Below are 16,978 nucleotides of genomic sequence, written 5' to 3'. Positions count from 1 at the left end.
CGGGGCGAAGAGAGCCCCCGACACCGCTTCCACTTGCATGTGATAAGGGGCCCTATGCGCGACCTACACGATTGTGACGTCCTCGTGGTAGGAGCAGGTCCGAGCGGGCTGACCGCCGCGTTACTGATGGCACAGAACGGGGTCCGGGTGCGGGTCGTCGACGCCAAGCCCGGCCCGGTCGAGCAGGCACGCGCCGCCATCGTGCACGCTCGCACCCTGGAGTACCTGGACCGGCTCGGTGTCGCCGAGGCAGCCGTGGCCCGTGGTCTGCCGATCACCCACGTGGCCATCCACGAGAGCGGTCGCCACGCCGGGTCGATGCCGCTGGCCGGGGAGGGCACCGCCGATCGGACACGGTTCCCCTTCGCCCTGGCTCTGGAGCAGTCCGAGACCGAACGGCTGCTGGTGTCCGCGCTGGCCGAGCACGCGGTGACCGTCGAGTGGGACTCCACGTTGACCGAGCTGGTCGACACGGGCGACGGCGTACGAGCGGGCGTGCGGCGCGACGAGACGTCCTCGACCGTCAGCGCGCGCTGGCTGGTCGGCGCGGACGGGGCGAGCAGCACCGTGCGCCATCTCCTCGGCCAGGACTTCGACGGCGAGACCTACACGCAGAGCGGCATGCTGGCCGACGTGACCCTCGATGTGGACCTCGGTGTCAAGGGGATGCGGCTGAACCTCACCCGGGGTGGCTTCGTCGGCATCCTGCCGCTCGCCAGTGGCCGCTGCCGGCTCTTCGGTGTGGTGCCGCCGCACCTCCACAGGGCACCCGAGCAGCGGGGCGGGGCCTCGCACGATGCCTACGCGGCGCTGGACCATGGCGAACTGCAACGCTGGTTCGACTCCTACTTCCGCGTCGACGCCCGCCTCCAGGAGATCGAGTGGGCATCGATGTTCCGCTTCCACAGCCGCCTCGCCTCACGGTTCCGGGTCGGCAGTTCCTTCCTGATCGGCGACGCCGCGCACATCCACAACCCGGCGGGCGGTCAGGGTCTGAACCTGGGCATCGGCGACGCGGTCAACCTGGCCTGGAAACTCGCCCAGGTGGTCAACGGCGAGAGCCCCGAGTGGCTGCTGGACACCTTCGAGTCCGAGCGTCGTCCGGTCGCGAGCACCGTGCTCAAGCGCACCGATCTCGGTTTCAAGCTGGAGACCGGCGACAACGCCGTCGCCGTGTGGATGCGCGCGCATGTGGCGACCAGGGTCGTGGGCGTGGTCAGTCGTCTGGCCCCGGTGCGGCGGATGTTCTTCCACCTGTTCTCCCAGCTCTGGGTGAAGTACCCGGGCAGCCGCGCGGTGCACGCGGCGCGGTCCGCCAAGGGCGCGCTGCGGCCCGGCGACCGCGCGCCCTACGCGCCGATCAGCGAGACGTGCGACGGCGCACGCAGCGTGCTCGACCTGACCCATGGCAGCGGCTACCACGTACTCCTGTTTGACAACCGGGAGCGCTCCTCCACGTCCATGGACCTGGAGGAGCTGGCGGTGCGGCTGGCCGACCGGTATGTGGCGCCGGTGACCACCCATGTGATCCCGCCGAGTGAGACGGCGGCGTACGGTGCCTACCGAGTGGACGGTGCCCGGTTGGTGCTGGTCCGCCCGGACGGGCATATCGCGGCCCTCGCCGATCCGGGTGATCCGGGCGCGGTCCAGCAGGTGCGCGACCACCTGGACGAAGTGCTGCTGCGCGCATCGGCGCCGAGCATCAGCGCCGGTGCGGCATGAGCACGAGTGTCAGCTCCGGTGCAGCATGAGCCGTGACGGGCCGTGGAAGACCATGTCGTGGGCATAGTCCACGGAGGTCACGGTGAACTCTCCCAGGGCCTGGAGCAGAAGACCGACCCCGATCTCGATCTCGGCCCGCGCCAGCGTCGCGCCCAGGCAGTAGTGGATGCCCAGGCCGAAACCGATGTTGCGGCCGGCGGGGCGGTCCAGCACCAGGGTGTCCGGGGTGGCGAAGCGGGCCGGGTCCCGGTTGGCCGCTCCGAGCATGGCGACGATCTTGCTGCCGCGAGGGATGTCGTGCCCGGCCAGCCGCTCGTCCCGGTAGGCCCACCGGCTCACCGACTGCACCGGCGAGTCGAAGCGGACCAGCTCCTCCACCGCCGCGGCCGGGATCCGCCGCACGGCCCGCAGCCGGGCCAGCTCCTGTGGGCGTGTGGCCAGAGCCAGCACGGACTTGCCGAGCACGTTCGTGGTGGTCTCGTGGCCCGCCGTCATCAGGTGCACGCAGGTCGCCACGATCTCGTCATCGGACAGCGGCCCGCCCCGTGTCTGCGCCCGCACCAGCAGCGACACCAGGTCGTCGCCGTCCCCGGCGCGGCGGCGTGCGGCCAACTCACCGAAGTACACGGTGAGTTCCCGCGCCGCGGTATCGGCGACCTGGTAGGCGTCCGCGCGCACCGCGGCCCGGCTGCTGCTGGCCTCCTGCAACGCCACCGCCCGGTCCCGCATCCAGTCCCAGTCCTCGCGCGGCACCCCCAGCAACTCCGAGATGACCAGGATGGGCAGCGGCGCCGAGAAGGACTCGAGCAGATCGATCTCCCGGGCACCCGCCATCGCCGTGAGCAGTCCGGTGGCGATCTCGGTGATCCTGTCGCGCAGGTTCGACACCACGCGGGGGGAGAACTCGACGTTCAGCAGGGACCGCAGCTCGGTGTGGCGGGGCGGGTCGAGGAAGACCAGCCAGTTCTCCACCAGGGAGCGCAGCGCGACACGGTCCGACGGGACCATCGTGGGCGGGCTCGGGCTCCCCTTCTGAGCCACCCGCGCGCTGCGCCCGTACGCCTGGCCGGACAGGACCTCGGTCACCTCGTCGTGACCGAACACATAGAAGGTGTCGTGTCCGGTCGCGTCCGCGCCCCGGTGCACCGGGGAGGCCTCACGATAACGCCGGTAGACCGGGTAGGGGTCGGCCACGTCCTCGGCGGACCAGCCCTTCAGATCGAACGGCGGCAGCGTCCCGCCGGCGGATGTGTGCCTCATGCGTTGTCCTCGGTTCCGGAGAAGGACGGGATCGCGCCCCGTACCCGATCGGCGATCACGCCGGGGTCGCCAGGTGGTTCACTCCCCCGCCACGCCACGTGCCCGTCCGGGCGGACCAGCACATAGGGCCGCTCGTACGCCTTGACAACCTCGGGTACGTCACACGCGACGACGGTCAGCGGTACGCCCCGCTCGGCGAAGGCGCGTTCGAAGGGGGCGAGTTCGTCGGAGCCCGCGCAGTTCAGCAGCACGAATCCGTCGCCGAAGAGGTCCAGGGTGGACACACCGGGCTCGACCCAGGCGTGCGGGGCGCGTGAGCCCGGCCGGGTGTTCGGCCGCCGGTCCAGTCGCTCCTCCGGTGACACCGTCGGGTCGGGCACCACGACGGGCGAGTCGGCGTAGCTGAAGCCCAGGTGGATCTCCGGCGCGTCGAACTCCCTGGCCACCCCGCCACGGGCGAGTTGTTCACCGATGCCGCGCCGGGCCTGTTCACCGGCGGATGTGTCGTCGTCGAGTTCCTCGGGCACCTGTCGCTTCATGGCGCGCACCAGATTTCGGTTGGCCTCCTCCAGGCCCTCGAACGCGACCGGCTGCCGCTCGGTGGTGTAGGTGTCCAGCAGCCCGGGTCCGGCCCACCCGGCGAGCTGTGCCGCGAGCTTCCACCCGAGGTCGGCCGCACCGCAGATACCGGTGTTCATACCGAAGCCGCCCGAGGGAGACAGCGTGTGCGCGGAGTCACCGACCAGGAACACCCGGCCGTTCCGGAAGTCGTCCGCGACCCGGTGCACGAGATGCCACTCGCTGTCCGACAGGACCTCCAACGGGGTGTCCACGGCGATCGCCCTGCGCACCAGGGTCTCGGGATCGGCCAGGGACTCCGGGTCGCCCTGGAGACCTACGGTCAACCGGTAGAGCTCCCTGCCGTCCAGCGCGCGCACCGGGAACCGCAGCGCGGAGGAGAGCATCAGGTAGTAGAAGCCAGCGTTGCGCTCCCCCAGTTCCTCCCTCAGTCGCGGCGCGCGGAAGAGGATGTTGCGGAACACCTGTGTCTTGTGGCGTGCCGGGGCGGAGATCCCACAGCTCTTGCGGATCGGCGACGACGCGCCGTCGCAGGCGACGAGGTACCGGGCGCGGAGGGTGACGCTCTCGCCGGGGACCAGGTCGGTGATCCTCGCGGTCACCCCGGACTCGTCCTGCTCGAACCCCTCCAGTTCGGTCCGCATCCGGATCGGGCCGTCGGGGTGGACTCCCAACTCCTCACGGAGCAGCGGCCCGAGCCAGTGCTGGGGACAGACCGCGTCCGGCTCCGGGGTGTGCCGGAACATCGGACGGGTGTCCATGGTGTGCCGGGGCAGCCGGAACAGCTCGTGACCGCCGATCCGCGTGACCCAGACACAGTCCAGCGGATGGTCCCCCGGCCAGCCGGAGTCACGGATCCGGTCGGCCACGCCCCACCGCCGGAACAATTCCATGGAGCGCGGGCCGATGCTGCTGACCCTCGGGTGCGACACCGCTCCGTCGCCGGCCTCGACCAGCACGAAGTCCACGCCCCGCGAGCGCAGTTCGAGTGCCATGGCCATGCCGATGGGACCACCGCCGACGATCAGCACGTCGGTCTGTTGGAAGGAGGTCATGGTGCTCTCCTCGATGAGCGTCAGTGGGTCGTATGGCCGGGGCTCAGACCGAGTCCCCCGGCACCTTTCGGTAGCCCGCCGCCAGTACCCGGCGGGGGGCGGGAACATATGCGTCGATCTCCTGCGCGGCCGCGACCCCTGATTCGATCGCGCCCTCTATCCACGCCGGGTGGGACGAGCAGTGCTCGCCCGCGAAGAACAAGGTGCGGTCGGACCTGGCCGCCAGAATCCGCTCCTCCTCCGCGGCGGCGGGGTCCTTGCTCCAGCGCACCGCTGCGGCGCCCATACTCGTCGGGTCCTCGCCCCACGCCTGGCTCACCACGTCCAGCACCATGCCGGGCCGACCCAACTCCGGGTGAATCGCCTGGAGTTCGTCGAGCACCGCCGCCGCCCGCCTGTCCGGGGGCACCCGGCCGAGTGTGTCGGCGTCCGGTCCGATCGTGTAGCTGGCCAGCAGCGCGGCGCCCAGCCGAGGATCGCTCTCCACCGGCGGGTAGTAGGTCTGGCGCACCAGCCCTCCGGTGAACGAGCCTCCGCCGCTGATCCCGTCGCGCTCCCAGAACGCCTCCTGGCAGTGCACCGCGATCTTGGTGGCCGGCCAGTACTGCATGTCGTGGATCACCGCGGTCTTGTCATCGCCCATGCCGCTGAACCGCATCCCGCGCAGCACCGAGAACGGCACCGTGCACAGCACGTAGTCACAGTGTCGGGACACCGTGGCCAGCCCGTGCCGCATCTCGATCAGAACGCCGTCGGGCTGCGCGTGCAGGCCCACCACACGGCGCCCCCGGTGGATCGGCCCGCGCACCCGCTCGGCCAGTCGACGGGCGATCTGGTCCATCCCGCCGTCCAGACGGAACAGCGCTGAGGAGGTCTCGATGACGACGTCGTCGAAGAAGTTACTGAGCCTGCTGGTCCGGGCGAAGCCCGGGTTGTTGGCGAAGAACCGGTTGAGGTCGATCCGCTCGTTGGCGCCGTCGACGATGAACGGGCGGACGTCGATGTCTTCCAGCAGCTCCAGCAACTCCACGTTGAGGCCGGTCTGGAGACTCTGCCGGAAGGAGCCCGGCGCCACCGCGTTGACGCTGGCGCTCAGCCACGCCGCGCACAGGACGGTCTCCGCACGGTAGTCGCTCCCCGGCGGCAGCCCCTCACGGAACGCCTTCACCAGTGCCGGGGACGCGTCGCGGACCCGCAGGTGCCCGGCCGGGGACTCCAGATAGCTGGCATCGTCGGAGAACAGCGTGCGGAACTGCCGGACCCGGTCGCTGAGTCCGAGCACATCGATCCAGCGCATGGTGCGGTGGTGCGAGGCGGGGATACGCATGGCACCCAGCTCGGCGAGGGGACCGTTCGGCGAGTCGGAGAAGACATGTGTACGGACCCTGCCGCCCAGCGTCAGCCGGGCCTCCAGCACTTGGACGCTGTGCCCCAGCCGTTCCAGTTCATAGGCCGCTGTCAGTCCGGCGAGGCCGGCTCCGACAACGGTGATCCTCTTCGCCCTCTGGCCGGGCGTGGCCCAGTGCGGGGCTCCCGACAGGTCGTGTGCGTACACCCTGACTCCTTTGCCAGAGAGGGATGTTCGGGCCGTGACCGGCTGGCGCCCATCGTGATGAGTGGGGCCCCGCCCACACATCCCCAGCGGGCGCCGCTCCTTGACGGTTTGGCTTGCCAGGACGGTGCGGCTTCCGCTCCGACGGGCGCTTCACACCACACGAGGCAACGGATTCCGCGCGTACGCGCATCGGCGGCCCGGATCCCGAAGCCATACTTGCGGCCCGCCCCTCCATGACACGGGAGTCCGGCATGTCTGATCCCACCCCCACGACCGCGCCCTCGACGAGGGGGACGAGCACCACCGTCCGAACCCACGACGGCTTGCGTCTGGCCGGTACGCTGCTCGCCCCCCGGGCCGAGCCCGAGCAGGCCGTGCTGTTCCTGCACGGCGAGGGCGGGACCCGCGAGCAGGACGGGTTCTTCGCCCCGCTGGCCGACGCACTGGCCGCCCAGGGCGTGGCCAGCCTCCGCTTCGACCTGCCGGGCCACGGCGAGAGCGAGGGCAGGCAGGAGGAGTTGAGCCTGTCCATGCTGCTCAATGTGATCGGCTCCGGCCTGGATCACCTGCGTGAGCGGGTCGGCACCACCCGACCGGCCTTGGTGGCCACCGGCTTCACCGGCGGCGTCGCGGCGGGCTTCGCGGCCCGTCGCGGTGCGGAGGTCTCCCGGCTGGTGCTGTTCAACCCGCTGATCGACTACAAGGAGCACTTCGTCGACGCGCGGCGCGAGTGGTCGAGCGACTACCTCGACGAGCCGGCCGGGCGTGAGTTGCTGGCCACCGGACGGCTCGCGTACACGCCCTCCTTCGTACTGGGCAGGGCCATGCTCAACGAGGTGTTCTGGCTGCAGCCGCGCGGGGTGCTCGACGTGATCGCCGCGCCCACACTGATCGTGCACGGTGCCGGGCCGACAACCGTCCCCGTGGAGTCCTCCCGCGCGGCGGACAAGGCGCTGACCTGTGCCCACCGGCTGGTGGAGATCGACGCCGACCGGAGCGGGGAATGGCGGACGCCCGCGGCCGAGGCGGCCACCGAGTGGATTCTCGGCGACCGCTGACCGCGGGCGACAGGGACGGGCCGGTGTGCGTCAGCCCGCCGGCCACTCCTCGTATCGGCGCATCCCGTACATCAGCGGATGAGGATCGCGATGGTAGGTGACCCGGAAGACCTCGCCGAAGACCACCGTGTGGTCCCCGACGCCGTGCCGTCGGCTGATCCGGCAGTCGGCCACCGTATGGGCGTCCTCGACCAGATGCGGGCCACCGCGCTCCGCGTCGTCCTGCCAGCGAACCAGGTCGAAGCGGTCGGGGTCGCCCGAGGCGAACAGCTCCGCGGTCGGGCGGGCCCCGCCGTGCAGCAGGTTCACCGCGAAGGTGCCCTGGTGCAGCATGGCCTCCAAGGTCGGGCTGCCGTCACGGACGCAGACCAGCAGTGTCGGCGGTTCCAGCGAAACGGCGCACACGGACGAGCAGGTCATGCCCTTGGGATGCCCGTCCGCGTCATTGGTGGTGAGGACGGCGATACCCGTGGGGAAGCCCGCCATCAGGGAACGGAAACTGTTCGGGGTGACATGGCCGGCAGCCTTCACGACACATCGCCTTCTCGCACCAGCGACACCTCACGCGTCGCCTGTCGATCGATGAGGGAGAGCAGGGGACCGGTGAGACAGGTCGTGACCAGCGCCATCACCAGCAGTGCGACGAACAGCCCCGCCGTGAGGATGCCCGCGCTGTAGCCGACCTGGAGCACCACGACCTCGGTCAGCCCCCGGGTGTTGCCGAGCACGCCCACGCGCAGCGCGCCCCGGCGCTCCTCCCCGGCCCATCGCGCGCCGAGGTAGCCGCCGCCGACCTTGCCGAGGATCGCCAGGACCGTCGCCAGGAGCCCCGCCGTCCAGGGCAGCGAGAGCGACGCCCCGGTCGACAGCGTCACTCCGGTGACGACGAAGAACACCGGTACCAGCGCCCGGCCCACCCGGCTGAGCGTGTCCACCATCGACGGCCACGGACAGTGCGTGTCGTCCTTCGGGATCATCGACCCGACCACGAACGCGCCGAAGACGGCGGTCAGGCCGAAGCTGTGCGCCTGAGTGCCCGCCACCACGGTGGCCAGGGCGAGCAGTACGGTCACCCCCCGCGGGTTCCGGGCGCACGCCTGTCCGACCGTCGGCCTCGACAGCGCCCGATGCCCCGCGAAGGCCACCGCCACACCGACCACGGTCGCGGCGAGGGACGCGCCGATCCCGCCGAGCCCGCCCGCGGCCAGGCCCAGCGCCAGGATCAACAGCAGCCAGGCCAGGGTGTCGATGACCATGGCGGACATCATCGTGAGCTCGCCGGAGCGGCCCAGGTTCTCCTTGCGTTCCTCGATGATGCGCGCGAGCACGGGTACCGCGGTCACGCTCATCGCCACGGTCAGCAGGACCAGCAGCGCGGGCCAGGGCGCGCTGCCGCGCAACTCGGCCGGGCCGAACCGGAACAGCCACCCGGAGAAAGCCAGCCCGGTCAGCAGCGGCAGCCCGAACAGCCCCACTGTCACCCGGCTCACCGCGCGGCTGCGCAGCCCGGCCGATCCATGGTCCAACCGGTAGACGATGCCGACCAGGAACAGCAGGAGCCCCACATTGCCCATCTGGGTCAGCAGGCCGGTGATGTTCTCGGGCAGCCAGGCCCGGAACGTCCGTCGGCCCACCAGGGCCACCAGGACGGGACCGAGGAGCAGACTCAGCAGAATCTCCCCGATGACCGATGGCAGACGCAGCAGCCTGGCCCCCATCCGCCCGATGGCGGCGATCAGAAGCATGAGGCCGAGCAGCACGATCACGTGCACCACAAGCAGCCCTGGACCGTTCATCGTCTCTTCGCTCCCCAGACTCGTCTAGTGGAACTGGGCGAAGTACTCGTACTGGGTGGGCAAGGACTGCTCCAGTTTCCGGGCCTCCTCGGCCACCATGGCGAACTCCCGCTGTGCCGAGGACTCGTCGAACAGTTCCAGCGCGGGCGGAGACTTGAGCGGGATGCCGCCGAGCCCGAGGAGCATGCACACATACGAGTAGGGCTCGAACCCGTGGTAGTGCGGGTAGACCGACTCGGAGTCGGGCATCTTGGTCCGCCACCGGCTGATCCGCTCGGCGAGCCCCTCAGGGAGCTCGCGCGTCTTGGTGTCGCGCCAGTAGTCGTTGTCCGAGCGTGCTGCGGCGTAGTAGTGCAGCACCAGGAACTCGCGGACACCGTCCATGCAGCGGTTGATGACCTGGTTGTAGGAATCCCGCAGCCCCTCCTCCCAGTCGGCGGCCGGGAAGTGCTTGACCAGTTGCTCGATCGCCTGCTGGATGAAGAAGATGCCCGTGGACTCCAACGGTTCGACGAAGCCACTGGAGAGGCCGACCGCGACGCAGTTGTTCACCCACGACCGGCGGCTGCGGCCGATCCGCATCCGGATGTGGTTGGCATCCAGGTCCTCCGCCGCGGGCCCGACGAACTCGCGAAGCGTGCGCTCGGCCTTCTCCGGGGTGGTGTAGTCGCTGGAGTACACATAGCCGGTGCCGACCCGGCCGAACAGCGGGATCGTCCAGATCCAGCCCGCCTCCTGGGCGGTGGCGGTGGTGCAGGGGCGCAGACCCTGGCGCTCCATGTCCACCGGTACCCGCAGTGCCACGGCGCTGTCATTGGGCAGGGTGTCCTTGTAGGACTCGAACGGCTCGCCCAGCGCCTTGCCCATCAGCAGGCTTCGGAATCCCGTGCAGTCGACGAACAGGTCGCCCGTCAGGTCGCCTTGGTCGCGGGTGGTGACGTGGGTGATCCAGCCGCGTTCGTCCTGAGCGACGTCGACGACATCGTCCACCACGTGCTTGACCCCGCGTGCCACCCCGTAGTCGCGCAGGTAGTCGGCCAGCAGGCTGGCGTCGAAGTGGTAGGCGTAGGGGAACTGGGTGTTCTGTTCCGCGAGTGTGGTGCGGTAGAGCTGCTTGTCGCTGATCGTCTTCTCGAACAGCGAGCCGTCGAGGTAGCGGGGCGACTTCTCGTTGTCGCACAGCGTCCCGATGAGGAAGCAGTCCTTGTCGAAACGGTCGGACGCGGGTTTGCGCAGCCACCAGTCGGTGAGGCTGAATCCGTCCACCACCCGCTGCCGCTCGAAGGGATGGTAGAAGTGGTGCCCCTGTTCCCGCCAGTTCTCGAATCGGATACCGAGCTTGTACGTGGCGTTGCAGGCGGGCATCCAGTCCCGCTCGGACAGCCCCAGATATTCGAAGAAGTGCCGCACCGTGCTGAACGTCGCCTCGCCGACACCGATCGTCCCGACCCGCGCTGATTCGACCAGCGTCACCGAGATTCGATCGCCGAACGCAGCACTCAGATACGATGCCGTCATCCACCCAGAAGTGCCACCACCTACGACGACAATACTTTGCAGCATAAAATCCCTCCGAGGACAGACTCGGCCATCGACCCGTGCGTCATAAGAACGCGTACGGGAATCGTGATGGCCTGATTTCCAACTTCCCGGAACGTTAGTGAGATCCAGCTGTCTTCGGACGCGCCCGCCGGAAAACCACGCGTCCGCGCGGGCTCGGGCGGTCACGGGCGGCGGTGGGTGGGGTCATGCCCCACGTGTCCGGCAATGACATCGGGGGATGCGAGCGCCTCGGGCCGGGTGGGGGCGGCGGGCGGGAGCATACGATGCCGCGCCCACCGGGCTCACGCCCCGCCGGGCCGAGGTGGCTCGGACGCGCCGCCCCGGAGCATCTCGGCGACGAGAAAGGCCAGTTCGAGGGAGTGGGAACGGTTGAGCCGCGGATCGTGGGCCGTCTCGTACCGCTGGTGCCGCCGCTCGACGACGACGTCGTCACCGTCCACGCGTTCGGTGACGTCGTCCCCCGTGAGCTCGACATGGATACCGCCCGGATGTGTGCCCAACGAGTGATGCACCTCGAAGAAGCCGCGCACCTCGTCGAGAATGACGTCGAGGCCACGGGTCCTGCGCCCGTCGGGAGCAGGGGAGGTGTTGCCCCGCACGGGATCGCACACCCAGCCCACCTGGACCCCCTCGGCCAGGGCCTTCTCCACCAGGGCCGGAAGCAGATCACGCACTCGTGAAGCCCCCATCCCCACCACGAAGGTGAGCCGGCCCGCCTCCCGGTCCGGGTCGAGGCTCTCCACCTGGCCGAGAACGTCGTCGGGGGTGGTGGACGGGCCCAGCCTCACCGCCACGGGGTTGGCGATCTGGGAGAAGAACTCCAGGTGGGGGCCGTCGAGTCGCCGGGTCCGTTCGCCGATCCACAGCAGGTGACCGCTGGTGGCGTGGACGCGGCCGGTCGACGGATCGGTTCGGGTGAGCGCCGCTTCGTAGTCCAGCGGCAGGCCCTCGTGGCTCGCGAAGATCTCGGTGCGGCGCACCTCCCGGAAGTCGACACCGCATGCCGACATGAAGGAGAGCGCCCGATCGATCTCCCCGGCCAGCACCTCGTAGCGGAAGCCCGAGGACGACTCCCGCACGAATCCCTGGTTCCAGGCGTGCGCCTGGCGGAGATCGGCCTCGCCGCCCTCGGCGAACGCGCGGACCAGATTCAGGGTGGCTGCCGACTTCTCGTACAGGGTGAGCAGCCGCCTGGGATCGGGGTTGCGTGCCGCCGGGCCGCACCGGGGCTCGGCGAACCGGTCGGCCATGAGCCCGACCTTGACCACCGGAAGTGCGGCGCCATAGGTGAGCACGACCGCCATCTGCAGCAATGTCCTCAGCCTGCTTCGGATCGAGTCGGCGGTGGCACCGGCGAAAGCCTCGACGTAGTCACCGCCCTGCACCAGAAATGCCTCTCCTCGGGCCACCTCCCCGAGCTGCCCGCGCAATCGATCGCATTCCGCCCCGAGGAGCAGTGGCGGAGCCACCGAAAGCGTCTCCAGTACGGAATTCAACGTGGTCGTGTCATGCCATTCCGGCTGCTGAGAAGAGTTCTTGTCCATGGCATTCCTCCAGCCTTTCCTGAAATGAGAACGAAGTCGGCCTGATTCCGGCTCCGTTACGGAGATCCGGGTCGCCGAACAGTGAATCCCAGCTGCTCGGCGCGAGGCGAGGCCGTCACCAGTGGGCCGCGACGACACGGCGAAAGGGGCCTGGTTACCGGCCGGAGCCCACTGCTCGGCCGACCGCGTACCAATAACCGGCCGCCGAATCCGCTGAGGAGATTTCGTGCCGGCGACTCGGCGCGGACGACGTGTACGCGAGGGAAGGTCTCGGTGTGTTCAGGGAACAGCGCGGCCCGGTCGTCGTCGGGCTGGGCAGGCTCGCCGAAGGGCGAGGACCGGAGCGGTGCGGCTCATGCCGTGCCGCTCGACGTGGCGGGCCCCACCGTGGACATCGTCGGTACGGGCGGGGACGGCGCGCACACGGTCGATGTCTCCACCATGGCCGCGATCGTCGCGGCGGGCGCCGGAGCCCTGGTGGTCAAGCACGGTAACCGGTCGGCCTCGTCGGCGTGCGGTTCCGCCGATGTCCTCGAACGGCTCGGCATCGTGCTGGAACTTCCGCCGAGGCGGATCGCGGAGATCGCGGAGATCGCGGAGATCTCCGAGCAGGTCGGCGTCACCTGCTGCTTCGCACCGAACTTCCCCCCCGGCGACACCGGCGTCTCCGCGTGGCGCCGCCGACGGGTCGAGGGGCGGTGTCATGGCGGCGGCGGGATCGGTCACAGCGCCATTGTTCGCGCGGGGGCGGGGCCCGCGTATCCCTCGACGGCCCGTCGCGAGCGTGGTTCGGCCTGTTACGGCACCTTGGTCACTTCACGGCGGTGACGGCAACCCACGTGAATGGATGGGTTTTTCGGCGGCGCCGTCCTTCGGGGAGCGTGGGGGCGTGCCCTTCGCGCATGAGAGGGCTCGCCGTCCGGACCGGGCGGCGAGCCCTGAAGGTTCGATCACACGTGCCTGCGAGGACCGCCTTGCAGATCCTCAGGCGGTCGTCCACCAGACCGTCGTGTCCCCCGGCACCTTCGCCTCCCCCTCCGCCACGGTGACCTCCCCGCTGGCGACCAGCACCCGCCCGTACGCCGGGACGGTGACCGCCTCCCCCGTGGTGTTCGTGACGCACACGAACTCCCCCCGCCGGAAGGCGAGGACGCCCTCAGGGGCCTTCAGCCAGTCGACCGAGTCGCCCGCGCCCAGGCCGGCCTCCTCCCGCCGCACGGACAGGGCGGTGCGGTACAGCTCCAGAGTCGAGCCGGCGGCCCCCGTCTGGGCCTCGATGCTCAGCTCGCCCCATTCCGCCGGCTGCGGCAGCCAGGAGCCGCCGGCCCCGAAGCCGTACGAGGAGCCCTCGCGTGTCCACGGGATCGGGACCCGGCAGCCGTCGCGGAAGCCGTCCTGGCCGGCGCCTCGGAAGTAGGCGGGGTCCTGGCGGACCTCGTCGGGGAGGTCCACGACGTCCGGGAGGCCGAGTTCCTCGCCCTGGTAGACGTACGCCGAGCCCGGCAGCGCCAGCATCAGCAGGGAGGCGGCGCGGGCGCGGCGCAGTCCCAGTTCACGGTCGCCCGCCAGGCGGATCTGCGTGCCGAGGCCCGGCTCGTTCGCGAAGCGGGTCGCGTGGCGGGTCACGTCGTGGTTGGACAGGACCCAGGTGGCGGGGGCGCCCACCGGGCGCATGGCGTCCAGGGTGCGGTCGATGACGACGCGCAGCTCCGCCGCGTCCCAGTCCGTGCCCAGGTACTGGAAGTTGAAGGCCTGGTGCAGTTCGTCCGGGCGGACGTAGTTCGCCGTGCGTTCGACCGTCGGGGTCCACGCCTCCGCCACGAAGATGCGGTCGCCCGCGTACTCGTCGAGGACGAGACGCCATTCGCGGTAGATCGCGTGTACGCCGTCCTGGTCGAAGAACGGCATGACATCGTTGCCCAGCAGCTTCAGCTGTTCGTGGGATCCAAGGTCGGGGAGGCCGTCCGCCTTCACCAGGCCGTGGGCGACGTCGATGCGGAAGCCGTCGACGCCCATGTCGAGCCAGAAGCGCAGGACGGAGCGGAACTCGTCGCCGACCGCCGGGTGCTCCCAGTTGAAGTCGGGCTGCTCCGGCGCGAAGAGGTGCAGGTACCACTCGCCGTCCTCGACCTGGGTCCACGCCGGGCCGCCGAAGATGGACTCCCAGTCGTTCGGGGGGAGTTCGCCGTTCGCACCCTTGCCTGGGCGGAAGTGGTAGCGGTCGCGCAGCGGGGAGCCCGGGCCCTCCGCCACCGCCCGCTTGAACCACTCGTGCTGGTCGGAGGAGTGGTTCGGGACCAGGTCGACGATGATGCGCAGGCCCAGGTCGTGGGCGTCGCGGATCAACGCGTCGGCGTCGAGGAGGTTGCCGAACATGGGGTCGACGGCGCGGTAGTCGGCGACGTCGTAGCCGGCGTCGGCCTGCGGGGAGGCGTAGAAGGGGCTGAGCCACACGGCGTCGATGCCGAGGTCGCGCAGGTACGGGAGTCGGGAACGTACGCCCTCCAGGTCGCCCATGCCGTCGCCGTTGCTGTCGGCGAAGCTGCGCGGATAGACCTGGTAGATCACCGCGTCGCGCCACCAGTCGCGACGGGAGGCGACGGTGGCGAGCGCGGAGTTGTCGGCCGGGCCGGTGGAGGAGTGCTGGGTCATGACGTCCTTGGTACGTAAAGGAGTTGGGGGCATCAAACGTCTCGGTTCCGAAAAACGTCTCAGGTCTGGTTGACGAGGCGGCCGCGGTGACAGCGGGGTCGGATGGTCACCGCGGCCGCCACCCGTACGACGAGGCGTACGGGAGTCGAGAGGTCCTGACAGCAGGGCCGAGGGCATCAGCCTTTGGTGCCGCCCGCCGTCAGACCGGTCACCAGATTCCGCTGCACGAGGTAGAAGAACGCGGAGACGGGGATCGCGACCAGTACCGCGGTGGCGGCCATCAGGTTGCGCTGGGCGTCGTGCTCGCTGACGAAGCTCTGCAGGCCGACCGCGAAGGTGTACTTCGTGTCGGACAGCATGAACGTCGAGGCGAAGGCGACCTCCCCGAACGCGGTGATGAAGCTGTAGAACGCGGCGACCGCCAGGCCCGGCTTGGCGAGCGGCAGGATCAGCCGCGCGAACGTGCCGAAGGGGGTCAGCCCGTCGACGCGTCCCGCCTCGTCGATCTCGAAGGGGATCGTGTCGAAGTAGCCCTTCAGCAGCCAGGCGCAGTACGGCACGGCCGTCGAGCAGTAGACGAGGATGAGTCCGAGGTAGCTGTCGATGAGCCTCAGTTCCGAAAGGATCTCGTACATCGGCACCATCAGTACGGCTACCGGGAACATCTGCGTGACCAGGAGCACCCACATGAACTTGCGGTAGCCCGGAAAGCGCATGCGGGAGACGGCGTAGCCGGTGGTCGCGGCGATCAGCACCCCGATGACGGTGGTGCCGAGCGACACGACGAGCGTGCTGACCAGCCAGTCGAAGAACGACGTCTCCTGGAGGACGAACGAGTAGTTGTCGAGCGTCATTTTGCCGAAGATGCGCCCGGGATGCAGGTAGTCGTCCTTGTCCGGGCCGAGGGAGAGGAAGACCAGCCAGGCGATCGGGAAGAGCGCGACCAGGCTCGCCACGATGAGGATCGCGTGCGAGGCGAGGGCCCCGGCGGGGCTGTTCTCGCCGCGGCGGCGGGCCCTGCGGGGTGCGCCGCCCGGTGCCACCGGCGGGCCTGAGGGAGCCGTGGTCTTGACGGTCGTGGTGCTCATGGGGGCTCCTGCCTCAGATCGCGAACTGCTGCTCATCGCGGTTCAGCCAGCGGCGGTAGACGGAGGTGAAGACGATCAGGATGGCGAGCAGCAGCATGCCGTAGGCCGCCGACTGCGCGAAGTCGCGCGGCTGCTGCCCGAAGCCGAGGTAGTACGCCCAGGTCACGAGGATCTGCGCGTCGGGTGCCGTGTCGCCGAACAGCAGGAAGATGACGGCGAACTGGTTGAACGTCCAGATCACGCCGAGCAGGACGACCGTCGAGCTGACCGGCCTCAGGCCCGGCAGGGTGACGTGGCGCAAGCGCTGCCAGGCGGTCGCGCCGTCCATCTCGGCGGCCTCGTACAGCGTGGAGTCGATGGACTGCAGGCCGCCGAGCAGCGAGACCATCATGAACGGCACCCCGCACCAGGTGTTGACCATGATGGCGGCGAACCGCTGCCAGAAGGTGTCCTCCAGCCACAGTGGTGTCGGCAGGTGCAGTGCTTCGAGGCCGGCGTTGATGACTCCGCCGTCGGCGAGCATGAACCGCCAGCCGAACACGGTGACGAAGGTGGGGACCGCCCACGGCAGGACCAGGATCAGCCGGTAGAAGGTGCGGCCGCGCAGCTTCTGGTTGAGCAGCAGCGCGAGGCCGAGGCCGATGACGTAGTGCAGGGTGACGCAGAGCGCCGTCCAGAGAATCGTCCAGATGAAGTGCGACCAGAAGCGGTCGTAGGAGGTGGGGCCCCAGAGGATGTCGGCGTAGTTGTCGAAGCCGATGAACTCGTAGGTCGCCTCGATGTGGTTGACGCCGATCGTGCGCGCCGAGTTGAGGCTGTTGGCGTTGGTGAGGGTGAGGTAGAAGCCGCGCACCAGCGGATACACCACGAGGACGCCGAGCACGACGATCACCGGGGCGATCATCGCGTACGCGTACCAGTACCGCTGGTACGTCTGCCTCAGACGGGTCAGCGGGCCCGGGCGACGCCCGTCCGGTTCACCTCGGCGCTTGCCGGTCGCTCGGTCGATGGCGACTGTCATCGTTCGACACCTTCTGGAAGATCAGTGGCTGGGCTTGCGCAGGCCGGTGACCGCCGCATCCTCCCCCGGCGGGAGGAGCGTGCGG

The 16,978-nt window shown here is 69.6% G+C and carries 13 protein-coding genes; 3 read left to right on the top strand and 10 right to left on the bottom strand.

The annotated features are described in order from the left end of the window. The first annotated feature begins 54 nt into the window (after positions 1-54). Positions 55-1,722 (top strand): FAD-dependent monooxygenase, encoded by a 1,668-nt coding sequence (locus I8N67_RS14910; protein WP_267912750.1) that lies wholly within the window; start codon positions 55-57, stop codon positions 1,720-1,722. A gap of 9 nt (positions 1,723-1,731) precedes the next feature. Here I8N67_RS14910 and I8N67_RS14905 read toward each other — a convergent pair whose 3' ends face one another. The 3 genes from I8N67_RS14905 to I8N67_RS14895 are packed head-to-tail and all read right to left on the bottom strand — an operon-like array spanning position 1,732 to position 6,171. Beyond that, the gene (locus tag I8N67_RS14905) at positions 1,732-2,982 is read right to left on the bottom strand and encodes a cytochrome P450 (RefSeq protein WP_200303562.1); all 1,251 of its coding nucleotides are present in this window, start codon (positions 2,980-2,982) and stop codon (positions 1,732-1,734) included. Next, positions 2,979-4,616, bottom strand: coding sequence for an FAD-dependent monooxygenase (locus tag I8N67_RS14900; RefSeq protein WP_200303561.1), 1,638 nt, complete (start codon positions 4,614-4,616; stop codon positions 2,979-2,981). The genes I8N67_RS14905 and I8N67_RS14900 overlap by 4 nt, the downstream gene beginning before the upstream one ends. A gap of 43 nt (positions 4,617-4,659) precedes the next feature. Then, a complete protein-coding gene (locus tag I8N67_RS14895) occupies positions 4,660-6,171 on the bottom strand; it encodes a flavin monoamine oxidase family protein (RefSeq protein WP_307835246.1) in 1,512 nt (503 codons plus the stop codon). A 251-nt stretch (positions 6,172-6,422) separates the two neighbouring features. On the opposite strand from I8N67_RS14895, the gene I8N67_RS14890 reads away from it, so the two are divergent. Then, entirely contained in the window at positions 6,423-7,229 is an 807-nt protein-coding gene (locus I8N67_RS14890; RefSeq protein ID WP_200303559.1) for an alpha/beta hydrolase, read from the top strand. A gap of 30 nt (positions 7,230-7,259) precedes the next feature. On the opposite strand, the gene I8N67_RS14885 is transcribed toward I8N67_RS14890, so the two are convergent. The 4 genes from I8N67_RS14885 to I8N67_RS14870 all read right to left on the bottom strand — a co-directional run bounded on the left by I8N67_RS14885 (position 7,260) and on the right by I8N67_RS14870 (position 12,132). Then, positions 7,260-7,715 (bottom strand): flavin reductase family protein, encoded by a 456-nt coding sequence (locus I8N67_RS14885; protein ID WP_200303558.1) that lies wholly within the window; start codon positions 7,713-7,715, stop codon positions 7,260-7,262. A 41-nt stretch (positions 7,716-7,756) separates the two neighbouring features. Further along, the gene (locus tag I8N67_RS14880) at positions 7,757-9,025 is read right to left on the bottom strand and encodes a cation:proton antiporter (protein WP_200303557.1); all 1,269 of its coding nucleotides are present in this window, start codon (positions 9,023-9,025) and stop codon (positions 7,757-7,759) included. Between the two features lie 24 nt (positions 9,026-9,049). Next, on the bottom strand, positions 9,050-10,588 hold the full coding sequence (locus I8N67_RS14875) for a tryptophan halogenase family protein (RefSeq protein ID WP_200303556.1): 1,539 nt from the start codon (positions 10,586-10,588) through the stop codon (positions 9,050-9,052). Positions 10,589-10,869: 281 nt separating this feature from the next. Beyond that, entirely contained in the window at positions 10,870-12,132 is a 1,263-nt protein-coding gene (locus I8N67_RS14870) for a 3-deoxy-7-phosphoheptulonate synthase (protein ID WP_200303555.1), read from the bottom strand. 360 nt (positions 12,133-12,492) lie between these two features. Here I8N67_RS14870 and I8N67_RS43835 point away from each other — a divergent pair, with 360 nt between their 5' ends. After that, a complete protein-coding gene (locus tag I8N67_RS43835) occupies positions 12,493-12,960 on the top strand; it encodes a hypothetical protein (protein ID WP_372443709.1) in 468 nt (155 codons plus the stop codon). Between the two features lie 156 nt (positions 12,961-13,116). On the opposite strand, the gene I8N67_RS14860 is transcribed toward I8N67_RS43835, so the two are convergent. From I8N67_RS14860 to I8N67_RS14850, 3 genes are all read right to left on the bottom strand, one after another. Continuing rightward, complete coding sequence (locus tag I8N67_RS14860; RefSeq protein WP_200303554.1) at positions 13,117-14,784, bottom strand: glycoside hydrolase family 13 protein; 1,668 nt, start codon at positions 14,782-14,784, stop codon at positions 13,117-13,119. Positions 14,785-14,960: 176 nt separating this feature from the next. Further along, positions 14,961-15,872 (bottom strand): sugar ABC transporter permease, encoded by a 912-nt coding sequence (locus I8N67_RS14855; RefSeq protein WP_200303553.1) that lies wholly within the window; start codon positions 15,870-15,872, stop codon positions 14,961-14,963. A 13-nt stretch (positions 15,873-15,885) separates the two neighbouring features. After that, on the bottom strand, positions 15,886-16,893 hold the full coding sequence (locus I8N67_RS14850) for a carbohydrate ABC transporter permease (RefSeq protein ID WP_200303552.1): 1,008 nt from the start codon (positions 16,891-16,893) through the stop codon (positions 15,886-15,888). Between the last annotated feature and the right edge of the window lie 85 nt (positions 16,894-16,978).

The organism is Streptomyces adelaidensis (assembly GCF_016598475.1).
Lineage (GTDB): Bacteria > Actinomycetota > Actinomycetes > Streptomycetales > Streptomycetaceae > Streptomyces > Streptomyces adelaidensis.
Note: the sequence above shows the minus strand (reverse complement) of the source record. Positions and strands in the feature narration are given on the sequence as shown.